We start from the raw sequence: 22,561 nt of genomic DNA on the forward strand, positions 1-22,561 counted from the left end.
ATGCGAAGGGTCGCGTCTCCACGGGGCCGCGACCCTTCGCATTCCTCGTTCGGCCCGTCACCCCATCAGCCGAGCAGCGCCGCCTCGGCGCCCGCCGGCAGGGCGAGGTCGGCGGCGTGGGCGTGCGCGCTCTCGATGTTGCCGAAGAACTGGCGGGCGCTCTCGGCCCATGTCCGCCGCAGCGCCTCGGCGCGGCATTGGGCCCGCGGGATGCGTAGGGCGGCCAAGCACGCCGTCCGCAGGTCGGCGTCGAGCACGCCGGCGCCGGTCCCGGCGACGACGTCGAGGGGGCCGGTCACCGGGTAGGCCGCCACCGGCAGGCCGCAGGCCATCGCTTCGAGCAGCACGATGCCGAAGGTGTCGGTGAGGCTCGGGAACACGAACACGTCGGCGGCGGCGTAGAGGGCGGAGAGTTCCGCGCCGGTGCGGGTGCCGAGGAAGCGCGCCTGCGGGTGGGCGGCCGCGAGCCGGGCACGGTCCGGCCCGTCGCCGACCACCACCTTGCTGCCGGCCAAGTCCAGGCCGAGGAAGGCGGCGACGTTCTTCTCCACCGCTACGCGGCCGACGAACAGGAAGATCGGACGCGGCAACCCGTCGAGCGCCTTGGGCGGCGGCGCCTCCGGCTCGGCCGGGCGGAACAGCTCGGTGTCGACGCCCCGCGTCCAGCGCATCAGGTTGCGGAAGCCGCGGCCGGCGAGTTCGTGTTCGAGGGAGGCGGTGCTGACCATCGTGCCGCTGGCGGCTCGGTGGAAGCGCCGCAGCCAGGCGTAGCTCCAGGCTTCCGGGATCGGCGCGCGGGCGGCGAGGTATTCGGGAAAACGGGTGTGGTAGCTGGTGGTGAAGGGCCGGCCCTTGGCGATGCAGAGCCGGCGCACCGCGTGGCCGATGGTGCCCTCGGTGGCGATGTGCACGTGGGTCGGGTCGATCCGCTCCCAGGCCACGCCGATTCCGCGGGCGCCGGCGAGGGCGAGGCGGATCTCGGAATAGCCAGGCATCGGCAGCGAGCGGAAGTCGCGCGGGGTCAGGAAGAACGGCTCGAAGCCGCGCGCGGGGGCGGCCTCGGCCATGCGCTCCAGCGAGCGCACCACGCCGTTGACCTGCGGCGCCCAGGCGTCGGTCGCGACGAGCAGCCTCACGCGACGGCCCGGCGGTCCGGCGCCGGAAGCGCCGCACGCTCGGCCTCCGCCGCGCGGGCTCGGAGGATGGTCGGATAGTGCAGCACCTCCATGCGGCCGTCGTAATGCTCGACGAGGGCGGTGCAGGATTCGACCCAGTCGCCGGTGTTGAGATAGCGCAACCCGTCGATGCGCCGGTCGGCGGCGTGGTGGATGTGGCCACAGATCACCCCGTCGGCGCCCTGGCGCCGGGCCTCGTCGGCGAGGAAGGTCTCGAACGCGCCAATGAAGTTGACCGCGTTCTTCACCTTCAGTTTCGCCCAGGCCGAGAGCGACCAGTAGGACAGGCCCAGGCGCCGGCGCAGCTTGTTCAGGCCGGTGTTGACGAACAGCGCGACGGTGTAGGCGCCGTCGCCCAGGTGGGCGAGCCAGCGGGCGTGGCGCACCACCATGTCGAACTGGTCGCCGTGGATCACGAGGTAGCGCCGCCCGTCGGCCGCCTCGTGGATGCGGCTCTCGGCGATCTCGATGCCGCCGAAGGTGGTGCCGATGTAGTCGCGCAGGAACTCGTCGTGGTTGCCCGGCACGTAGACCAGGCTCGAGCCCTTGCGCACCTTGCGCAGCAGCTTCTGCACCACGTCGTTGTGCCCCTGCGGCCAGTACCAGCCCGAGCGGAGCTGCCAGCCATCGACGATGTCGCCGACGAGGTAGAGCGTGTCGGCGTCGTAGTCCTTCAGGAAGTCCAGCAGCAGCCCGGCCTGGCAGCCACGGGTGCCGAGGTGCAGGTCTGAGAGGAACAGGCTGCGGACGCGGGTCGTCCCTTCCGTGTCGTCGGCCACGAGCATCTCCCGGCGGTCTTCGGCCGAGCCAAACCGGAAACGCGTCTCAGTTTGATGACGGTGGCATCCGTTCGATGCTGCGATGCAGCAAGCAACACAAAGGTCGTTCGCGCGATTGTTGCAGTGCACGACAATTTTTTTTCGCCATCCGGGAAGTTTTTCCAGTTTTGCTTGTGAGGCTTCGGTGTCCATAATGGATGCAAAGCGATCACCTGCCGAAAGGCGGGCGCCGGAGACGGCCAAGGGATCGCCGACCCGAGCGGCCGGCCTCGCCTCGTGGCGGGGCGGCCGGATGGATCGACTTGAATCGTGGCCCGGGGCGGGACGACGGGGAGGACAGTGTCGAAGGTCGTCGGAATTCCGGCGTGCAGGATCCGCGTCGTGCGGCTTGCGCACCGGGCACGGCCGACGCAAGGAAGACGAAGGCTATCGGAGGCGACCGGCATGGATCCATGCCGCGACCGCGAGCGGTGCAAGACCGTTCCGCCGCTCCGCAACGCCCGGCGATGCGACCGACCGACGACGCGGAAGTTCCGCGCGGGACAGCCCTCCCGCGCGCTTCCGGCCGCGCCGGTTCGGCACACCGCTCGCCAGAACGCCCACGGATCACCACACGCCCATGCGCCGCCTGCCGGCGCATCGTTCCTGACGCCGGCTTGCCGGCCAACGTATCTTGGTAATCGGAGGACACACCCATGGCTGCAACGCGGCGCCCCGGACGCAACCACCTTTTCATTCCCGGCCCGACCAACATCCCGGACCGCGTGCTGCGCGCGATGCACGTCCCCTCGGAGGACCACCGCTCGCCGGACTTCCCGGCGCTGGTGAAGCCCCTGTTCCAGGACGCCAAGATCGTGTTCGGCTCCGCGGCCGGCACGATCATCTTCTATCCGTCCTCCGGCACCGGCATCTGGGAATCGGCGCTCGCCAACACCCTCTGCCGCGGCGACAAGGTCCTGACGGCCCGCTACGGCCAGTTCAGCCACCTCTGGGTCGACATGGCCCAGCGCCTCGGGCTCGACGTGATCGTGCAGGACGAGGCCTGGGGCACCGGCGCGGACCCGGAGAAGATCGGTGAGGCCCTGCGCGCCGACACCGACCACAAGATCAAGGCCGTGATGGTCGTCCACAACGAGACGGCGACCGGCGTCACCAGCGACATCGGCGCCGTCCGCAAGGCGATCGACGCCGCCGGCCACCCGGCGCTGCTGTTCGTCGACGGCATCTCGTCGATCGGCTCGCTGCCGTTCAAGATGGACGAATGGAAGGTCGACTGCGCCATCGCCGGCTCGCAGAAGGGCTTCATGCTGCCGGCCGGCCTCGGCGTGCTCTGCGCCAGCGCCAAGGCGATCAAGATCTCCGAGGGCGGCGGCGCGGGCGGCAACGACCGTCTCGGCCACGTCTACTTCGCCTGGTCGGACCAGCTGAAGCAGAACCCCACCGGCTACTTCCCCTACACCCCGCCGCTGCCGCTGCTCTACGGCCTGCGCGAAGCTCTGACGTGCATCCGCGAAGAGGGCATCGACAACGTCTACCACCGCCACCACGTGCTCGCCGAGGCGACCCGTCAGGCCGTGGCGGCGTGGGGCCTGAAGACCTGCGCCAAGGAGCCCAAGTGGAACTCCGACACGGTGACGGCGATCCTGGCGCCCGAGGGCGTCGACGCGGCCAAGATCATCAAGCACGCGTACGACCGCTACAACCTCTCGCTGGGCGCAGGCCTCAGCCAGGTCGCGGGCAAGGTGTTCCGCATCGGCCACCTCGGCGACCTGAACGAGCTGTCGCTGCTGGGCGCGATCGCCGGCGCCGAGATGGCGATGATCGATTGCGGCGTGCACGTCACGCCGGGCTCGGGCGTCGCGGCGGCGTCGAGCTACCTGCGCGAAAACCCGCTCTCCCGCGGCTGACGACGAAGGCTATCGCGCGGGGGCGGCGACGCCCCCGCGCACACCCGGACGAGAGGGGATCATCTCGAACCGGATCGGGATCGCCGCGGCCGACGCGTCGCGGGCTTGAGACCCGATCCGGCCGTCGCATGAAAGGCGTTCCATGACGAAGAAGATCGTATTCCTCGACCGCGAGTCCCTCGACGCCACGGTCCGGCCGTTCAACTTCCCGCACGACTACAAGGAATACGATTCGACCTGGACGCCGGAGGAGATCGTCTCCCGGCTGGCCGGCGCCGAGATCGCGCTGATCAACAAGGTGCCGATGCGCGCCGACACGTTGAAGCAGCTCCCCGACCTCAAGCTCATCGCGGTCGCCGCCACCGGCACCGACGTGGTCGACAAGGCTCAGGCCAAGGCTCAGGGCATCACCGTCGTCAACATCCGCAACTACGCCTTCAACACCGTGCCCGAGCACGTCATCGCGCTGATCTTCGCCCTGCGGCGGGCGATCGTGCCGTACGCCAACTCGGTGCGCCGGGGCGATTGGAACAAGTCCACCCAGTTCTGCTACTTCGACTACCCGATCCACGACATCGCCGGCTCGACGCTCGGCATCGTCGGCTACGGCGCGCTCGGCAAGTCGATCGGCCAGCGGGCCGAGGCGCTCGGCATGAAGGTCATCGCCTACGACGTCTTCCCGCAGGAGGGCCTCGTCGACTTCGAGACGATCCTGACCCAGTCCGACGTGATCACGCTGCACGCGCCGCTCACGCCCGAGACCCGGAACATGATCGGCGCCGAGCAGCTGGCGAAGATGAAGAAGCACGCCATCCTTATCAACACCGCTCGCGGCGGCCTCGTGGACGAGGCGGCGCTCGCCGAAGCGCTCAAGGCCGGCACGATCGGCGGCGCCGGCTTCGACGTGGTGGTGCAGGAGCCGCCCAAGGACGGCAACATCCTGTGCGACCTCGACCTGCCGAACCTCATCGTCACGCCGCACGTGGCCTGGGCGAGCAAGGAGGCGATGCAGATCCTGGCCGACCAGCTCGTCGACAACGTCGAGGCCTACGTCGCCGGCACGCCGCAGAACGTGGTCTAGGCCCCGAAGCGCGTCGGAAGTCTCACCGCGGGGCCGCAAAGCTGAGCCCGGAATCTAGACACGCAGGGGTTGTTCCAACCGTCCGCATCCGCGGCTCTGGATTCTGGGCTCGCCTTCGGCGCCCCGGAATGACGTCGCGGGGGAGGGCGCCCGAACCTCGAATTCAACACCAAACGCCAGCCGCGCCGAGACGCGGACGAGAGGACGCACCATGAAGAAGCTTCTGTTCCTGTTCGACACCGATGCGATGCCGTCCGTGTTCGACACGGTCGTCGGGTACGACGGCGGCGCCGACCACATCACCGGCTACGGAGGCGTGACCCCGGAGAACGTCGGGGCGCTGGTCGACGGCACGATCTACACCCGCGGCGGCTCCGAGAAGAAGTCGACGGCGATCTTCGTCGGCGGCGGCAACATGGCGGCCGGCGAGGCCGTCCTCGCCGCGGTGAAGAAACGCTTCTTCGGCCCGTTCCGCGTCTCGACCATGCTCGATTCGAACGGCTCGAACACCACCGCCGCAGCCGGCGTCGCATTGGTGGCGAAGGCCGCAGGCTCGCTCGAAGGCAAGAAGGCCGTCGTGCTCGCCGGCACCGGCCCCGTCGGCATGCGCTCGGCCGCGCTGCTGGCCAAGGAAGGCGCCGAGGTCGTCATCGCCGCCCGGCAGTTCGACCGGGCACAGGCCGCGGCCGACGCCGTCAACAAGCGCTTCGGCGTCGCCGTGACCGCGGCCGCCACCCCCGACGAGGCCTCGCGCGCCGAGATCGTCAAGGGCAAGAACCTCGTGTTCTCGGCCGGCGCCATCGGCATCGAGCTGCTGCCCGAATCGGCCTGGAAGGACGAGGCCTCGATCGAGTTCGTCGCCGACTACAACGCCCAGCCGCCGCTCGGCTTCGGCGGCATCGACGCCATGGACAAGGGCAAGGATCGCCACGGCAAGAAGTCGTTCGGCGCGTTGGGGATCGGCGGCCTCAAGCTGAAGCTCCACCGCGCCTGCGTCGGGCAGCTCTTCGACAGCACCGAGCAGGTGCTGGACGCCGAGGAGATCTACGCCCTCGCCAAGAAGATGGCCTGAACAAAGGGAGTGGGGCGCATGGCCGAGCACGATACGATCGCCACCTTCCTCGACGGGCTGGCCAGCGCCGCCCCGACCCCCGGCGGCGGCGGTGCCGCCGCCATCTCCGGCGCCATGGGCGCAGCCCTGGTCTCGATGGTGTGCAACCTCACCATCGGCAAGAAGAAGTACGTCGAGGTCGAGGCCGAGCTGAAGGACATGCTCGCGCAGTCCGAGGCTTTGCGGGCGCAGCTCACCGGCATGATCGCCGAGGACGTCGCCGCCTTCGACGCGGTGATGGGCGCCTACGGGCTCCCGAAGGCGACCGACGAGGAGAAGGCCGCCCGGGCGGAGAAGATCCAGGCGGCGCTCAAGGTCGCCACCGACGTTCCGCTCACCTGCTGCCGCGCCTGCCGCGCGGTGATCGACCTCGCCGAGGTGGTGGCCGACAAGGGCAACCTCAACGTCATCTCGGATGCGGGCGTGGCCGTGCTCTCGGCCCATGCCGGCCTGCGCAGCGCCGCCCTCAACGTCTACGTCAACGCGAAGGGCCTCGACGACCGCGACTTCGCGGACGCGCGCCTGAAGGAACTCGAAGGGCTGCTCGGCGACGCCGGCGAACTCAACGAGAAGGTCTACGACGTGGTCAAGGCCAAGGTGAACTGAGGCGCGTCCGGGTCGGCGGCGTTCTCACGGAAGCCGTCGATCCGATGCCGCGTGGTTCGCGACCCGTCGCGGCCGCGATATGCTGCGTCGCAGCAAGCACAATCCAAGCATTCCTTCGCCGATCAAGGCGAACTCAACGAGAATGCAAAAAAATTTGATGCGGCATCGGCCTCCCCCAAAGTAAAATGAGGGCGTAGAACCGTATCGAAGAACAATACGGAAGGAGGCGCCCGATGGACGTGCACGAGTACCAGGCCAAGGAACTGCTCGCGAGCTTCGGCGTCGCGGTTCCCAAGGGTGCCGTCGCCTTCAGTGCCGACCAGGCCGTCTACGCGGCGACCGAGCTCGGCGGCTCGTTCTGGGCGGTGAAGGCGCAGATCCATGCCGGCGCCCGCGGCAAGGCCGGCGGGATCAAGCTGTGCCGGACCTACAACGAGGTTCGCGACGCCGCCCGCGAGCTTCTCGGCAAGCGCCTCGTCACCCTGCAGACCGGGCCCGAGGGCAAGCCGGTGCAACGGGTCTACGTCGAGACCGCGGACCCGTTCGAGCGCGAACTCTACCTCGGCTACGTCCTCGACCGGAAGGCCGAGCGCGTCCGCGTCATCGCTTCGCAGCGCGGCGGCATGGACATCGAGGAGATCGCGGCGAACGAGCCCGAGGCGCTGATCCAGGTGGTGGTCGAGCCGGCCGTCGGCCTGCAGCAGTTCCAGGCGCGCGAGATCGCGTTCCAGCTCGGGCTCAACATCAAGCAGGTCTCGGCCGCGGTGAAGACGATCATGAACGCCTACCGGGCGTTCCGCGATTGCGACGGCACGATGCTGGAGATCAACCCGCTCGTCGTCACCAAGGACGACCGCGTGCTGGCGCTCGACGCCAAGATGTCGTTCGACGACAACGCGATGTTCCGGCGTCGCAACATCGCCGACATGCACGACCCGTCGCAGGGCGACCCGCGCGAGGCCCAGGCCGCCGAGCACAACCTCAGCTACATCGGGCTCGAGGGCGAGATCGGCTGTATCGTCAACGGCGCGGGCTTGGCCATGGCGACGATGGACATGATCAAGCACGCGGGCGGCGAGCCGGCGAACTTTCTCGACGTCGGCGGCGGCGCCTCGCCTGAGCGCGTCGCCACCGCCTTCCGCCTCGTCCTCTCGGACAAGAACGTGAAGGCGATCCTCGTCAACATCTTCGCCGGCATCAACCGCTGCGACTGGGTCGCGGAGGGCGTGGTCCAGGCGGCCCGCGAGGTGAAGATCGAGGTGCCCCTGATCGTGCGGCTGGCCGGCACCAACGTCGAGGCCGGGCAGCGCATCCTCGCCGAGAGCGGGCTCGACCTGATCACCGCCGAGACCCTGTCGGACGCCGCGCGCAAGGCCGTCGAGGCCTGCGACGGCACCAAGCACTGACGTCCGTGAGATAAGCGAAGGAACCCGCCATGAGCATTCTCATCGACGAGACCACCCCGATCATCGTCCAGGGCATCACCGGCGACAAGGGCACCTTCCACGCCAAGGAGATGAAGGAGTACGGCGCCAACGTCGTCGGCGGCGTCACCCCCGGCAAGGGCGGCAAGACCCATCTCGGCCTGCCGGTGTTCAACACCGTGAAGGACGCGGTGGAGGCCACCGGCGCCACCACCTCGATCACCTTCGTCGCCCCGCCCTTCGCCGCGGACGCGATCATGGAGGCGGCCGACGCCGGGCTGAAGCTGGTCTGCTCGATCACCGACGGCATCCCGGCCCAGGACATGATGCGGGTGAAGCGCTACCTGATGCGCTATCCCAAGGAGCGCCGCACCATGGTGGTCGGCCCGAACTGCGCCGGCATCATCTCGCCCGGCAAGTCGATGCTCGGCATCATGCCGCCCCACATCTACTTGAAGGGCAACGTCGGCGTGATCTCGCGCTCGGGGACGCTGGGCTACGAGGCCGCCTCGCAGATGAAGGCGCACGGCATCGGCATCTCGACCTCGGTCGGCATCGGCGGCGACCCGATCAACGGATCGTCCTTCCTCGACCACCTCGCCCTGTTCGAGCAGGACCCGGAGACCGAGGCCGTGCTGATGATCGGCGAGATCGGCGGCCCGCAGGAGGCCGAGGCCGCGGCCTGGATCAAGGCGAACTTCTCCAAGCCCGTGATCGGGTTCGTCGCCGGCCTCACGGCGCCGAAGGGGCGCCGCATGGGGCATGCCGGCGCGATCATCTCCGCCACCGGCGACAGCGCCGCCGAGAAGGCCGAGATCATGCGCTCCTACGGCCTCACCGTGGCGCCGGACCCCGGCTCGTTCGGCGACACCGTGGCCGAGGTGATGCGCCGGGCGGCGTAACGCTCGACGCGCGAACCTGAAAGTGCGGGTCCCCTCACCCGTCCGGTGAGGGACCGGATGAGGGGGATGCCCTCGCCGGATGGACCTGCATCCCTCACCCCAACCCTCTCCCGGACGGGAGAGGGGGCCGCGCGGTGCCACCCCCGCCAGAACGACATCCGCCCCAGGTGGCTTGATCCGATGCCAAAGACCCTCCACGCGTCCCTCAGCCATGCCGAAGAGAACGCCTTCGCGCCGCCGGTGATCACCGGCACCTCGTCCAAAGAGGCGCTCGACATCCTGTTCCACGCGCTGCTTGACGTGGCGCGCCGGCACGAGCCCGAACTCGAGGCGGTGCTGCACGGAACCGCCGACATCTCGACCTTCACGCCCGAGATGCTGGCCCGCGCGCTCCAGGTGCAGGGCATCTGGTTCCAGCTGCTGTCGATCGCCGAGCAGAACGTCGCCATGCGCCGGCGCCGGCACGTCGAGCGCACGGAAGGCCGCTCGGCGCTCGGCGGCTCGTTCGCCAAGGTGCTGGCCGAGGCATCGGCCAGCGGCATCCCCGCGCATCAAATCCATGCACTGCTGAAGGACCTGCGCATCCGCCCGACGATCACCGCCCACCCCACCGAGGGCAAGCGCGTGACCGTGCTGGAGAAGTTCCGGCGGATCTACCTCGTGCTGCGCGAGCTCGAACTGCCGCGCTGGACCACGCGCGAGCGCAACGGCCTGATGAACGAGCTGCGCGACCAGATCGAGCTCGTCTGGATGACCGGCGAGCTGCACCTGGAGAAGGCCACCGTCGAGCGCGAGGTCTCCTGGGGCCTGCACTTCTTCGACGAGACCCTATTCGAGATGCTGCCGGAGGTGGTCTACTCGCTCGAGGAGTCGCTGGCGCAGTACTACCCGGATGAAAAGTTCGAGGTGCCGGCCTTCTTCCAGTTCGGCTCTTGGATCGGCGGCGACCGCGACGGCAACCCCTACGTCACCGCAAGCGTCACCCGCGAGACGCTGAAGTGGAACGCGCTCGCCTCGCTCAAGCGCTACCGCGACGGCGTGCTCCATCTCGGCCGTGTGCTCTCGCTCACCGAGCGCTCGATGCCCGTCCCCGAGACCTTCCGGGCCGAGCTCGCGCGGGCTTTGTCCGAGAGCGGCGACGCCAAGGCGATCGCCGGCCGGAACCCCGGCGAGGCCTATCGCCAGTACCTGTCCTGCATCCTGCGCAAGCTCGAGGCGACGATCCGGCGCAACGAGGGCGGCCGCGCGAACGGCCCGGACTACCCGAGCGCCGACGGCCTGATCAACGACCTGCGCACCCTGGAGCAGGGACTCTCGGACGCCAAGTGCACCTCGCTCGCCACCGACCTGGTGCGGCCGGTGCGGCGGATGGTGGAAATCTTCCGATTCTCCACCGTCCGGCTCGATCTGCGCGAGAACACCACCCGCACCACCAAGACCCTGCACGCGCTCTATGCCCGCCAGAACGGCGGCAAGGCGCCGCCGGACCTCGACACGCCGGAATGGAAGGCCTGGCTCGTCGCCGAGCTGGCGCGACCGCGGACCGGCGAGACCTCCTTCGAGGGCCTGCCGGACGACGCCCGCGAGACCCTGGCCACCTTCGCGCTGGTCGGCGAGATGCGCGACACCCTCGACCGCGAGGCCTTCGGCGCCTTCGTCCTGTCGATGACCCGCTCCGTCCCCGACATCCTCGGCGCGTACCTGCTGGCCAAGGAGGCCGGGCTCTACCTCGACGCGGCCGGCACCGAGATCTGCCCGCTGCCGATCGTGCCGCTGTTCGAGACCATCGAGGATCTGCGCGCGGCGCCTGCGATCATGAAGGAGCTGATCGCCGTCCCGGTGGTGCGCCGCTCCACCCGCTGGCAGGGCGGCGTGCAGGAGGTGATGATCGGCTACTCGGATTCGAACAAGGACGGCGGCTTCGTCGCCTCGAACTGGGAGCTGTACAAGGCGCAGTCCAAGCTGACGGCGCTCGGCAAGGAAGCCGGCGTGCCGATCGCCTTCTTCCACGGGCGCGGGGGCTCGGTGAGCCGCGGCGGCGTGCCGACCCAGCGCGGGATCGACGCGCAGCCGCCCGGCTCGATCAACGGCCGCTTCCGCACCACCGAGCAGGGCGAGGTGGTCTCGTTCAAGTACGCCAACCGCGGCACCGCCGCCTACCAGATGGAGCTGCTCGCCGCCTCGGTGTTCGAGCACGCGCTGCAATCCGAGCGGCAGCGGGCGAACCAGCCCCGGCACGAGTTCGACGACGCCCTCGAGGCGCTGTCGGGCGCCTCGCGCGCGGCCTACGTCAACCTTCTCCAGGCCGACGGCCTCGTCGACTACTTCCAGTCGGCGAGCCCGCTGGACGAGATCGCGCTGCTCAACATCGGGTCGCGACCGGCGCGGCGCTTCGGCGCGAAGTCGCTGAGCGACCTGCGCGCGATCCCCTGGGTGTTCGCCTGGGCGCAGAACCGTCACGTGGTCACCGGTTGGTACGGCGTCGGATCGGGCATCCGCAGCTTCCTCGACGTGCGCGGCGACCCAGGCGAGGCGCTGCTCAAGCGCCTGTTCCAGGAATGCCGGCTGTTCCGGCTGATCCTCGACGAGGTCGAGAAGACGCTGCTGATGGTCGACCTCGGCATCGCCCGCGACTACGCCGGCCTCGTCGCCGACCCCGAGATTCGCGAGCGCATCTTCGGGATGATCGAGGCCGAGTACGCGCTGACGCGCGAGATGGTGCTGCGGATCACCGGCGGCCGGGAGCTGGCCGAGCGCGCGCCGCTGTTCCGCGACAGGCTCACCGGGCGCCTGCCGACGATCAATCAGGTCGGCCGCGAGCAGGTCGAGCTGCTGCGCCGCTTCCGCGCCGAGGCCGACGAAGACAAGCGCGAGGCGGTGAAGTCCGCCCTGCTGCTCTCGATCAACTGCATCGCCGTCGGCTTCGGCGCCACCGGCTGAAAACGTTCCGCCGGGCCTGTCGCGCGGTGCGACGCGGCCCATGTTGAAACACGACGCGCGGGCCCCTTAGCTGCGCCCGCGCTCCGACGACATCCACCCCACCAGGAGAGACCCATGAGCTTCACCCTCGTCCAGCAGGCCACCCCGCGGCTCCACCGTTCCGAGCTCGCCGTGCCCGGCTCGAACCCGACCTTCATGGAGAAGTCGGCCACCTCGAACGCCGACGTGATCTTCCTCGACCTCGAGGATGCGGTCGCGCCGGACGACAAGGAGAAGGCCCGCACCAACATCATTGCAGCCCTCAACGACATCGATTGGGGCACGAAGACCATGATGATCCGCATCAACGGTCTCGACACCCACTACATGTACCGCGACGTCGTCGAGATCGTCGAAGCCTGCCCGCGCCTCGACATGATCCTGATTCCCAAGGTCGGCGTGCCGGCCGACGTCTACGCGATCGACGTGCTGGTGACGCAGATCGAGCAGGCCAAGAAGCGCGAGAAGAAGCTCGGCTTCGAGGTGCTGATCGAGACCGCGCTCGGCATGGCCAACGTCGAGGCGATCGCGACCTCCTCCAAGCGCCTCGAGGCGATGTCCTTCGGCGTGGCCGACTACGCCGCCTCCTGTCGCGCCCGCGCCCAGGTCATCGGCGGCGTGAACCCCGATTACAGCGTGCTCACCGACAAGGACGAGAGCGGCAAGCGCGAGACCCATTGGCAGGACCCGTGGCTGTTCGCCCAGCAGCGCATGCTGGTCGCCTGCCGCGCCTACGGCCTGCGCCCGATCGACGGCCCGTTCGGCGACTTCTCCGATCCCGACGGCTACACCTCCGCTGCCCGCCGCTGCGCGTCGGCCGGCTACGAGGGCAAGTGGGCGATCCACCCCTCGCAGATCGACCTTGCCAACGAGGTGTTCACCCCGTCCGAGGCCGAGGTGACCAAGGCCCGCCGCATCCTCGTGGCCATGGAAGAGGCCGCCAAGGCAGGCCGCGGCGCCGTCTCGCTGGACGGCCGCCTGATCGACATCGCCTCGATCCGCATGGCCGAGGCGCTGATCGAGAAGGCCAACGCGATGTCGGCCAAGTAAGGACCGCAGACGTCGATCAATCCGCGGCCGCTCCGGACCAACCGGGGCGGCCGTCCTCGTTTTCGGCACCGGGCGCAAACCCGGCCGTTGTCGATTGGTATCCCCGCCGACCCCGCGGGGACGACGCGCCCCGGCCTGGGGGCGCCAACAGGGAGTGAACACCATGCACGTCACCATCGAGCAGGCGGAGACCGCGATCACTGCCGCGAAGGCCAAGGCGACCGAGCTCGGCACCCAGATGTGCATCGCGGTCGTCGATTCCGGCGGAAACCTGAAGGCGTTCTACCGGATGGACGGCGCCTGGGTCGGCTCGATCGACATCGCCCAGAAGAAGGCCAAGACCTCGGTGTTCTTCGGCATGATGACCGGCCAGATCGGCGCGCTGTCGCAGCCGGGCAAGCCCCTCTACGGCATCGAGCACTCGAACGAGGGGCTGATCACCTTCCCCGGCGGCATCCCGATCGTCGACGCGGACGGCGAGATGTCGGGCGCCATCGGCGTCAGCGGCTCGACCGTCGAAGACGACCACGCGGTGGCCGAGGCCGGCGCCAGCGCGATCGGCAAGACCGCGCTTCCGGCCCACCCCTGGCGGACCTGATCCCAGCAGGCGGCGCCGCCCTTCTTAAGAAGGGTGGCGCCGTCGAAGACGATGCATTGTTTTTCGGCCGCGCGATGCCTGCATTTCGAGCTTGAAGATTTGAAAAAATCGATGGAAGCTGTCGATCAGCAGGTCCAGGCCGACGGTGAACAGTCGTCGGCCGGACGAATCGAGGCTCCTTTGCGCGAGGCTCCCTTGCGATGGTGCCTTCGCCGCGCAGGTGCCTCCGCTCGACCGTCGAGGCACGACCGATGGGACCGTTCCGTTCGACCTTCGCCTTGACCCTCCTCGTCGCCCTTGGGCTGGCGGCTTCGCCCCAGGGCGCCCGCGCCTGCGGCGACGGCGAGGCGCCGACGTCCTGTGGCGACGTCGGCGCGGAAGCGAGCGCCAAATGGATGCTGAAGCACGTGGTCGCCGCGCTCGCGGCCGACAAGCCGGCGGCGCTCGCGCATTTTACCAAGGGCGAGGCGGGCTTCCGCACCGCGGACACCTACGTGTTCTGCGTCGGGCCGGACGGGGTGATGAGCGCCCACCCCAACCCGGTCCTGCAGGGCCAGAACGTCCGCGACCTGCACGACAGCGACGGCACCTACTTCATCCGCACGATGATGGAGACGGCGGCGCCGGGACAGGTCTCAGCGATCCGCTACCTTTTTCCGAAGCCGGGCAGCACCGTCGCGCTTCCGAAGACCACCTACTACACCCGCGCCGGCGACCAGGTCTGCGGCGTCGGAATCTACGAGTCGGATGCGGCCGCGCCGACGGACAGCCCCGGCGCTCGCGCCGCCCACCTACGCGACCGGCTGGACGGCGCGATGCCGCCGGCGCTGCGTGAGGACTGGACGGCCTTCCTCGAAGCGCTGAACGCCGAGGCCGGCGCGAAGGCGGTGGCGATGGAGAAGGCGCGCGCCGGGCTGCAGGCGGCGCAGGCCGCCCTGGCGCCGCCCACGACGACGCCGGACGACTGATCCGCGCCTCGGCAGGCGGCCCGCACACCAACGGTTAAGCCTGTCGACCTATCACCGAATTTCCCCCAAGCGTCGTGCCGGGAGAGGCGCCGTTGACCCGTGACCAAGTCGCCACCGCACTCCGGCGCCTCGCAGCCTCGCAGGTCGAGGACATCGAGCGCGCCGTCAAGGACGGCCACAAGACCATCGCCCTGAACGAGCTAGCGGACCTGAACCGCCAGCTCAAGGCCTTCGCCGCGGCGCTGAAGAAGGCGCCGATCCGCGCCTGACGCCCGGCTACCAGCGCGGACCGCCCCATTCGCGATCCGGGATGTCGGCCGGCGGACGCGGCGGATGGTCGTAGAACACCGGCCGCCGCCGTGGGCCCTCGTCGTAACCGCCGGGCTCGTCGCAGACGCGAACCCGGCGCAAAACCTCCTCGCCGTACGCGTCGATTCGGCGCTTCACGAAGCTGCGGCAGCGTTCGGGCGGCTCGAAGTCCGGCCCGGCGGTGAAGTGCGGCCCGCGCGGCGGCGGCGAGGCCCTGGCCGGCGAGCGCCAAGGCGCAGAGCCCGGCCAGACGAAAACGGAGAAGCGACACGACATGTCCTCGCGGAGTGCGTGGCCGGCGGCCATCGAAGTCCGGAGGATGATCGACCGAGTCTGAACCGTGCGCGAGCGCGTGGGTCGGCAACCGTTCAGCTTCGGCGGACGCCGCTCACAGGTCCCTCGGCACCGTTCCGCGCACTGCGCAGCGCCACTTCGCGACGTGGAGCTCGGGGTGGGCCGCCTGCCATTCGGCCAGCACGCTCTGGGCGTGCCGCAGGCAGATGAACGGGTTGGTGCCCTGGTAGGACATCGGGATCTGGTCGTCGTGGCACTGCGTCGGTTGCGACAGCAGGCAGGCGGACAGCAGGATCAACATCGGCGGGGCGTCCTCGCATCGTCCCGGCTCCGTGGCCGGGTTGCGCCGACCTTAAGGCGCCGCCGCGGCACGGCAAACGGAGATATCTCGCGGCGCACCGACGCGAATCACCGCATGTCCAGCGCGGCTCATCCGCCCATTCGGAGGCTCGCCTTCACGTATCCCAATGCGTCACCGGATCGAACGTGGGTCCCCTCTCCCGTTCGGGGAGAGGGGGCCGCGATACGTGACCTGCGATCCAGTCGCCACGGCGGAGGCGTTCGACGCGGTGTGAATGCGACATGCCCCCCCCATGAGAGGGGCCGCGCTTCAAGCCGCCGCCCAGATCTCGCCCTTGGCGATCGTCGCGAGGTCGCCGGAGTAGCGGCGGAGCGGGCCGGCGGCGATCTCGGCGTGGCGCGGGCTGAGGCGCTGGAGCGAGCGTGCCAGGAGGCGGAGGAAGACGAGGTCGTGGGTGCCGGTCTCGACGAAGGTCGGCGTCAGGCGGCCGTGGCTGCCGAGAAGGAGGGTGCCGCGGCGCATGCCGAAGCCGGGGTGGTCGCCGACGGAGCCCGCCGCGATCGTTCCGGCGATCATCCGCGAGCCGGCGTGGTCGCCGGCCCGCTCGACGAGAATCAGCCCGCGCCGCATGCGGTCGCCGAGGTGGCGGCCGGCCGTGCCCTTGACGATCAGCGTCGCGCCGTCGAGCCCGGCCTTGGCCGCGTAGACCGCGCCGCCGGCATGGTCGCCGGCATCGCCTTCGATCGTGATGGTGCCGCCGGTCGCGCCGGTGCCCGCGTAGGGTCCGGCGTCACCGGTGACGGTGAGCGTGCCGCCGGCCATGCCTTCGCCAAGGCGCTGCCCGACATCGCCGACGACGCGGATCGTACCCTGGCCGAGCGCGGCCCCGACGCGGTCGAGGCGCTCGTGGCCGCCCTCGATGGTGAGGCTGTCGCCGCCGTCGAGCGACACCTGGAAGCAGTCGCCGAGGACGAGGCCGCGCCGGGTCGTGCCGATCGGCAGGCGCTCGGCCTCGCCTTGCGACAGCGCGGCCAGGGTCGCGGGGGCGATGTCGAGGAAGTCGAGGCGCTCGGGGGGCGCCTGCCGCAGGGAGAGGACGCTCACGCTTCGGTCTCCTTCACGGCAGGATTCTTTTCAAGCAGATCGCGAAGGCGATAATGGTGCCGCCCGAGGTTGCCGCCGTAATTACCCGCGGTGATCGCCACGAGTCCGTGCTGCGCGCCGACCTCGGTCGCCGCGTGCAGCGCCGCCCGCATCGAATCGGAAACGCCCTGAGAGGTCAGCGCGTCGATGACGATCTCCAGCACCACGCCGCATTCGGCCGGCAGCGCCGAGCCGGCCCGGCCCTTCAGCGTCGGGCAGTAGGCGTCGTTGGTCGAGGCCATCATGCCCTTGGTGCGGGCGCCGACCTTCGAGCCGGAGCGGACGATGCCGCCGGGGAAGGGCAGGATCGCCCCGGGGATCGCCTTCGCGGCCTCCACGGCGACCTCGGCCACCTTCAGGGTCTCGGCGTGGTTGCGGCCGAGGAACAGCAGGTTGCCGCCGCCGACCGCGCCGTCGACCGCGCGCACCGAATCCTCGCACAGGAACTCGCCGTCCATCACCGGGATGCGCCAGTAGCGGCGCATCTTGCCGGTGTGGTCGGGCAGGCGCTTGGCGATGGCGAAACCGTCGCCAAAGTAGCGGATCGCGCCGCCGAGCTTGATCTTGGTCGGCCCCTCGACGCCGGCGAAGCATGCGGTGCCGGGGCAGGTGAGGATGCACTGCCCGACGCGCTTCAGGAGCTGCTCCTTCAGCCCGTTCGGCTCGAAGCCGAACAGCAGGATGCGCACGCCCGGGCGACCGTCCGGCGTCTCCTCGGGCGAGAGCTCGGCGTCGATCCCGGCCTCGGCGCCGCAGCCGATCACCGAGGTGGCGAAGCCCGTCATCGTGGTGGCGGCGATCATCGCCCACTTCGCGGTGTCGTTGGTGACGACGATCGCGGTGCCGGCGACGTCGAACGCCTCCGCGAAGGTGTCCTCGACGCGGATGCCGTTGAGGGTGAGGTCAGACATTCGGGTTCAGGTCCCTCACGCGAAGCCGCTCGTTCATGCCCGGCATGCCACGTCCTCGAACACCTCGGCCTCGGGGAAGGCCGCATCCGGGACAGTGAAGCTGTCGAGGCCCTGGCCGAACCGGTCCTGCAGGTAGGCGTCGGCGCGGCGCTCCATCGCCTTGTCGGACTCGACGACGAGCGAGAGCGAACGGCCGACATGCCAGTTCACGATTTCGCCGTCCTCGACGATCGCCACCCCGTCCTTGAGCACGAGCTTGGCGCTCGCGAACATCGCGGTGCGGTTCTTGTCCTCGCGGTAGACCGCGATGTCGGCGCGCGCGCCGTCGCGCAGGTGCCCGCGGTCGGCGAGGCCCAGCAGCTTGGCCGGCCCGGAGCGCGTCAGCTCGGCGATCTCGGAGAAGGAATACTCGCGCTCGATCTCGGGCAGCGAGGAGCGCTCGTGCACCACCTTGGGCAAGGTCGCGATCTCGCGGTCGCGCTCCTCCTTGTCCATCAGCAGGTGGATGATGCGCGGGTAGGCAGTGAATGGGCCGCCGTTCGGGTGGTCGGTGGTCAGGATCGTGCGCTCGGGCTCGTTCGAGAGCAGCATGATCTCCAGGCCGATCGCCCATTGCAGCGAGCTCGTGGGCCCGCGCGGCTTGTAGAGGAACGGCACCACGCCGCCGCCCTCGGCGTCGCCCGCGTTCAGCACCCACTTCTTCGGGTTGGCGCCCTTGCGGCCGCCGAACTGGCGCAGGATGTCCATCGAGACGGTGACGGTCTGGCCGAACACCACCTGCCCGATGTCGAGCGTCGCGTGCGGGTTCGCGTGCATCGCGTCGATGATGCGGCGGGCGGCTGAGCGGAAGCCGCCGGTGCCGGGGTTCGCCGGGTCCGCGGCGCCGTAGGCGTAGAACTGCGCGTGGGCGAAGTGGATGCGCCGGCCTTCCGCCGCCTCCAGCGTCTCGACGAAGCTGTCGTCGGCGCCCGGCAGGCCGAGGTTGTTGCAGTGGACGTGCAGCGGGTGCGGCACGCCGATCTCCTCGACCGCGTCGAGAAGCGAGCCCATGATCTTGCGCGTCGAGAGCCCGTAGACCGGGATCTCGTCGTCGAGGCTGAGCTTCAGCACGCCGTCCTTGAAGGCGGAGGCGCCGCCGGCGTTGATGCACTTGACGCCGAGCGCCCGGCTCTGTGCCACGTTGAGCGCCACGAGATCGCGCACCGCGTCGCGGCTCTCGCCCTCGCGCAGCAGCTGCAGCAGCTGGTCGTCGTTGCCCATCACCGCGAGCGCGCCGCGGTCGAGGAGCGGGATGTCGGCGAGCTCGAGCTGGGTCGCCAGCGCGTGGGTCGGCGGCATCGCCGGCTCGACGGCGGTGGTGTAGCCCATCTTGGCGTAGGCGGCGCCGATCCAGGCCGCCGCCCCGCCGGCATGGGCGAAGGGGTGGCCGTTCGGCGCCGTCTCGCTGACGTAGAGGTCCGGCAGCAGCAGCCGCGAGGTGATGACGTTGCCGCCGGCGATGTGCGAGTGCACCTCGACGCCGCCGGCCATCACCACGCAGCCCGTCGCGTCGACGGTGCGGTCGGGCGTCCGCTCGGAGGGGGCGACGACGCGACCGTCCTCGACCCAGACGTCGCCGACGCCGTCGCGGGCGGCCGTGGGGTCGACCACCCGGCCGCCCTGGATCCGGATCAGCATCAGGAATCCTTCCCAGCGATATGGTGTTCGATGCGCGCCAGCACGTCGGCGGCGGACGGGCCACCGCCCGCGCCGGGCCGGTAGGTCAGGGCCGCGCGGCCCTCGTTCCAGAGGACGCCGCCCGCGCTTGCGCCGGGCACGCCCACCGCGATGACGATCTCGGCGGTGCCGGGCGCGGCCTCGGGGCTGCCTTCGCCGACGATGGCGATCGAGGGCAGTGCGTCGAGCCAATCGGGGCGCGCGGCCGGAAGCGACGAGAGCCAGAGCGCGGCGTCGGCCTCGCCGGCCGAGACCTGGCGCGCGGCGTCGAAGCGCCAGGGATCGTGCTCGGGCACCTTGCGACCGAAGCCCGTGCGCGGGGCCTGACCCGTGGTCCAGGCCGAGACCTGGACGACCGCGCGGTCCTGGTCGGAATCACCGAGCGAGAGCGCGAAGCAGCGCGTGACCTCGTTCACGTCCCGCACCAGACCCTGCAACATCTCGACGCCGAGCTCGCCGAGCTCGGCCGGGTCGTACAGGACCACGCCGTACTGTGCGGCGTAGAGGGCGCGGGCGATCCCGTTGAGCGGCGACTCGTCCTTCAGGTGGCCCTTCGCGTAGGCGCGGAGCAGGGCGAGGTCGGAGGCCAGGGTCTCAGCGGAGGCGCCCCCGACAGAGAGCACCTGGCGGTCGGCTCCGGCCGCCCGGCCGCGCACCGGCTTGCCGCCGCGCAGGGCGGCAACGAGGGCGGCGGCGTCGGCCTTCGTGCCGACGACGAGCGCCACGTCGGCGCGCCCGCGCGCCTCGGCCGGGGTCGTCGTCATCGCACCGACGCGGGCGAGCGCGCCGAGGTCGGCATAGGTCCCGGCGGCCCCTTGCGTGTCGAGGGAGGCGCCGATCGTGCCGGCGAGGCGGTAGGCTGCGCGAATCGCGGCGACGTCGGCGTTCAGGCCGGCGAAGACCGGTGCGTGCGCGGCGGCGAGCAAGGCGGCGGCGGCCGCGATGGCGCCCTCCGCATCGGTCGCGTCACCCTTCACCCAGGCTGTCATGCGTCCTCACCCGAACCGTTTCTTGAGGCGTCGCAGATCGTCGCCGTAAGACCGGGGAGGACGGCGGAAAAGCCGTCGAAGCCGGAATGGCCTGCCCGAACGGGATGCGATCCCGCCCAGGCGGCACTCGGAATGCCTGCGCTGGAAGGCACGTTTGCATCGCTCGCACGCCGCAGGCAACCCTTTGCCCGCGATTTGCGGGCGCCCGGCTCCGTCAGGCGGTTGCCCGGCGGGGCGCCTCCATGGGAGAAGCCGGCTTCCGCGCGGACCATTCCTGGAGGTTCGGAGCGACGACAGGGCGAGGCGGCGTGGCGAAGGCGGCAGGCATCGCGGAAGGCATCGACATGTCGGATTCCGCCCGCAGCCCATCCTGGGCCGCCGTGTCGCGTTCCGTTCGCGTCCACGCGCCGGCGCGATTGCATTTCGGGTTCCTCGACCTGCATGGCGGCCTCGGCCGCCGCTTCGGCAGCATCGGCCTGGCGATCGACGCCCCCGCCGTGCGCCTGACCGCGACCGCGGCCGAGACGCTGAGCGTCACCGGCCCGGAGGAGGCGCGCGTGCGCGGCTACGTCCAGGCGGCGGCGAGCCATCTCGGCGTGCCGGAGGCGGTGGCGATCCGGGTGGAGGAGGCGATCCCCGCCCATGCCGGCTTCGGCTCCGGCACCCAGCTCGCGCTCAGCGTCGCCGCGGCCCTGGCGAAGCTCTCCGGCAAGCCGTTCTCGGCGGAAGACTTCTCGAACGCGCTCGATCGGGGCAACCGCTCCGGTGTCGGCCTGTCGGCCTTCACCGAGGGCGGCCTCATCGTCGACGGCGGACGCGACGCCACCGGTGCGCCACCACCGGTGATCGCGCGGCTCTCCTATCCGGAGGCGTGGCGCGTGGTGCTGATCCTGGACGAGAGCGCCACCGGGATCCACGGCTCGCGCGAGCAGCGCGCCTTCGCCGAGCTGCCGCGCTTCCCCGAGCGCCAGGCCGCGGAAATCTGCCGGATCGTGCTGATGCAGGTGATGCCGGCCGCGGTGCTCGCCGAGCCCCAGGGCTTCGGCGCCGGCATCACCCAGATCCAGCGGCTGATCGGCGACCACTTCGCTCCACACCAGGGCGGCCGCTACGCGAGCCCCGCCGTCGCCGAGGCGCTGCGGACGATCGCGGACCAGGGCGTGGCCGGCTACGGCCAGAGTTCCTGGGGCCCGACCGGCTTCGCGCTGATGCCCTCGGAGGCCGAGGCGAACGCCCTCGTCGCCGGGCTGGCGCGGCCGGGCCCGCTGCGCTTCCTGATCGCGCGCGGCCGGAACGTGGGCGCCGAGATCGCGGACGCATGATGCGTCACGGCTGACCCGTTACGCTTGACCACGAGCCGCGATTGCGACTCACAACGACGTCGAACGACGCTCCTCGCACCAGACAGGGAAACGCCATGGCCCGCTCGATCCTGCACATGCTGACGCCGCTCAAGCACATGAGCCCGTTCGACGTGAACATGGCCGTGGATGCCGGGTTCGAGACCATCGTCACCTACACCGACGTGACGCTGCCCGACGTGGTCTCGCTGACCCAGGACTCGATCTTCTCGCGCGCGCCCGGCGACGGCGCCCGCACCGGCATCTTCATCGGCGGCAAGAACGCCGAAGACGCCCTCGATATGATGGACCGGGCCAAGAAGGCCTTCGTGCCGCCCTTCGCCAACCACCTGTTCGCCGACCCGGCCGGATCCTTCACCACCGGTGCGGCGATGGTGGCGCAGGTCTCGCGGGCGCTGCGCGAAAAATTCGGCACCGGCCTGAAGGACAAGCGCATCGTCATCTTCGGCGGCGCCGGCGTCGTGGCCTACGTCGCCGCGGTGATCGGCGCGCTCGAAGGCGCGAAGACGGTGATCGTCGGGCACGACGGCGAGGAGCGCGTCTCGAAGATCGCCTTCACCATGAAGTGGCGCTTCGGCATCGAGGTCGGCGCCGTCGACGGCACCACCCCGGACGACCGCCGCAGGGCGATCGCCGACGCCGACGTGATCCTGTCGGCCGGCCCCGCCGGCATCCCGATCCTCTCGGCCGAAGACCTGAGCTTCGCGCCGAACCTGCTCGTCGCCTCCGACGTCAACGCCGTGCCCCCGGCCGGGATCGCCGGGATCGACGTCAACGCGGTGGACGTGGCGCTACCGGTCGGCAAGGGCGTCGGCATCGGCGCGCTCGCGGTCGGCAACGTGAAGTACCAGACGCAGAAGCAGCTGTTCGGGCGGATGCTCGCCTCGGAGACGCCGCTCTGCCTCGATTTCCGCGACGCCTACACCCTGGCGGTCGAGGTCGCCGGCTGACCTCGGC

General features: G+C 70.2%; 21 protein-coding genes. 13 read left to right on the plus strand and 8 right to left on the minus strand.

Features of this window, described 5'->3' with window-relative positions; all coding sequences use genetic code 11:
* Window positions 1–65: 65 nt before the first annotated feature.
* Both FV229_RS05365 and FV229_RS05370 read right to left on the minus strand, forming a co-directional pair.
* On the minus strand, window positions 66–1,136 hold the full coding sequence (locus tag FV229_RS05365) for a glycosyltransferase family 1 protein (protein WP_147750972.1): 1,071 nt from the start codon (window positions 1,134–1,136) through the stop codon (window positions 66–68).
* A complete protein-coding gene (locus FV229_RS05370; protein ID WP_147750973.1) occupies window positions 1,133–1,954 on the minus strand; it encodes a UDP-2,3-diacylglucosamine diphosphatase in 822 nt (273 codons plus the stop codon). The genes FV229_RS05365 and FV229_RS05370 overlap by 4 nt, the downstream gene beginning before the upstream one ends.
* Window positions 1,955–2,649: 695 nt before the next feature.
* Here FV229_RS05370 and FV229_RS05375 point away from each other — a divergent pair.
* From FV229_RS05375 to FV229_RS27275, 11 genes are all read left to right on the plus strand, one after another.
* Entirely contained in the window at window positions 2,650–3,861 is a 1,212-nt protein-coding gene (locus tag FV229_RS05375) for an aminotransferase class V-fold PLP-dependent enzyme (protein ID WP_147750974.1), read from the plus strand.
* Window positions 3,862–4,003: 142 nt separating this feature from the next.
* The gene (locus FV229_RS05380) at window positions 4,004–4,942 is read left to right on the plus strand and encodes a D-2-hydroxyacid dehydrogenase (protein WP_147750975.1); all 939 of its coding nucleotides are present in this window, start codon (window positions 4,004–4,006) and stop codon (window positions 4,940–4,942) included.
* Between the two features lie 211 nt (window positions 4,943–5,153).
* Window positions 5,154–6,014, plus strand: a complete 861-nt coding sequence (locus tag FV229_RS05385) for an NADP-dependent methylenetetrahydromethanopterin/methylenetetrahydrofolate dehydrogenase (RefSeq protein ID WP_147750976.1) — start codon at window positions 5,154–5,156, stop codon at window positions 6,012–6,014.
* 18 nt (window positions 6,015–6,032) lie between these two features.
* Window positions 6,033–6,659: a methenyltetrahydrofolate cyclohydrolase gene (fchA, locus tag FV229_RS05390; protein WP_147750977.1), complete on the plus strand. Its 627-nt coding sequence runs from the start codon at window positions 6,033–6,035 to the stop codon at window positions 6,657–6,659.
* Window positions 6,660–6,892: 233 nt separating this feature from the next.
* The gene (locus tag FV229_RS05395) at window positions 6,893–8,065 is read left to right on the plus strand and encodes a malate--CoA ligase subunit beta (protein ID WP_147750978.1); all 1,173 of its coding nucleotides are present in this window, start codon (window positions 6,893–6,895) and stop codon (window positions 8,063–8,065) included.
* Window positions 8,066–8,094: 29 nt separating this feature from the next.
* On the plus strand, window positions 8,095–8,985 hold the full coding sequence (gene sucD / locus FV229_RS05400) for a succinate--CoA ligase subunit alpha (RefSeq protein WP_147750979.1): 891 nt from the start codon (window positions 8,095–8,097) through the stop codon (window positions 8,983–8,985).
* Between the two features lie 180 nt (window positions 8,986–9,165).
* A complete protein-coding gene (locus FV229_RS05405) occupies window positions 9,166–11,925 on the plus strand; it encodes a phosphoenolpyruvate carboxylase (protein ID WP_147750980.1) in 2,760 nt (919 codons plus the stop codon).
* Window positions 11,926–12,039: 114 nt separating this feature from the next.
* Entirely contained in the window at window positions 12,040–13,014 is a 975-nt protein-coding gene (locus FV229_RS05410; RefSeq protein WP_147750981.1) for a CoA ester lyase, read from the plus strand.
* Between the two features lie 163 nt (window positions 13,015–13,177).
* On the plus strand, window positions 13,178–13,612 hold the full coding sequence (locus FV229_RS05415; RefSeq protein ID WP_147750982.1) for a heme-binding protein: 435 nt from the start codon (window positions 13,178–13,180) through the stop codon (window positions 13,610–13,612).
* Window positions 13,613–13,863: 251 nt separating this feature from the next.
* Entirely contained in the window at window positions 13,864–14,580 is a 717-nt protein-coding gene (locus FV229_RS05420) for a cache domain-containing protein (RefSeq protein WP_147750983.1), read from the plus strand.
* 92 nt (window positions 14,581–14,672) lie between these two features.
* A complete protein-coding gene (locus tag FV229_RS27275) occupies window positions 14,673–14,849 on the plus strand; it encodes a hypothetical protein (protein WP_187273587.1) in 177 nt (58 codons plus the stop codon).
* A gap of 7 nt (window positions 14,850–14,856) precedes the next feature.
* Here FV229_RS27275 and FV229_RS05425 read toward each other — a convergent pair whose 3' ends face one another.
* The 6 genes from FV229_RS05425 to FV229_RS05450 form a co-directional block, all read right to left on the minus strand.
* Window positions 14,857–15,195, minus strand: a complete 339-nt coding sequence (locus tag FV229_RS05425) for a hypothetical protein (RefSeq protein WP_147750984.1) — start codon at window positions 15,193–15,195, stop codon at window positions 14,857–14,859.
* An 82-nt stretch (window positions 15,196–15,277) separates the two neighbouring features.
* On the minus strand, window positions 15,278–15,484 hold the full coding sequence (locus FV229_RS05430) for a hypothetical protein (protein WP_147750985.1): 207 nt from the start codon (window positions 15,482–15,484) through the stop codon (window positions 15,278–15,280).
* A 309-nt stretch (window positions 15,485–15,793) separates the two neighbouring features.
* Window positions 15,794–16,588 (minus strand): formylmethanofuran dehydrogenase subunit C, encoded by a 795-nt coding sequence (locus FV229_RS05435; protein ID WP_147750986.1) that lies wholly within the window; start codon window positions 16,586–16,588, stop codon window positions 15,794–15,796.
* Entirely contained in the window at window positions 16,585–17,538 is a 954-nt protein-coding gene (gene fhcD / locus FV229_RS05440) for a formylmethanofuran--tetrahydromethanopterin N-formyltransferase (protein WP_147750987.1), read from the minus strand. The genes FV229_RS05435 and fhcD overlap by 4 nt, the downstream gene beginning before the upstream one ends.
* 33 nt (window positions 17,539–17,571) lie before the next feature.
* A complete protein-coding gene (locus FV229_RS05445) occupies window positions 17,572–19,215 on the minus strand; it encodes a formylmethanofuran dehydrogenase subunit A (RefSeq protein ID WP_147750988.1) in 1,644 nt (547 codons plus the stop codon).
* The gene (locus FV229_RS05450; RefSeq protein ID WP_147750989.1) at window positions 19,215–20,243 is read right to left on the minus strand and encodes a formyltransferase; all 1,029 of its coding nucleotides are present in this window, start codon (window positions 20,241–20,243) and stop codon (window positions 19,215–19,217) included. The genes FV229_RS05445 and FV229_RS05450 overlap by 1 nt, the downstream gene beginning before the upstream one ends.
* 344 nt (window positions 20,244–20,587) lie before the next feature.
* Between FV229_RS05450 and FV229_RS05455 the strand changes: the two genes are divergently transcribed.
* Both FV229_RS05455 and FV229_RS05460 read left to right on the plus strand, forming a co-directional pair.
* Window positions 20,588–21,565 carry a beta-ribofuranosylaminobenzene 5'-phosphate synthase family protein gene (locus FV229_RS05455; RefSeq protein ID WP_147751010.1) on the plus strand — a complete coding sequence of 326 codons (978 nt, stop codon included), beginning with the start codon at window positions 20,588–20,590 and terminating at the stop codon, window positions 21,563–21,565.
* A 95-nt stretch (window positions 21,566–21,660) separates the two neighbouring features.
* Window positions 21,661–22,554, plus strand: coding sequence for an NAD(P)-dependent methylenetetrahydromethanopterin dehydrogenase (locus FV229_RS05460; protein WP_147750990.1), 894 nt, complete (start codon window positions 21,661–21,663; stop codon window positions 22,552–22,554).
* The last annotated feature ends 7 nt before the right edge of the window (window positions 22,555–22,561 follow it).

This window comes from Methylobacterium sp. WL120, assembly GCF_008039465.1.
GTDB lineage: Bacteria > Pseudomonadota > Alphaproteobacteria > Rhizobiales > Beijerinckiaceae > Methylobacterium > Methylobacterium cerastii.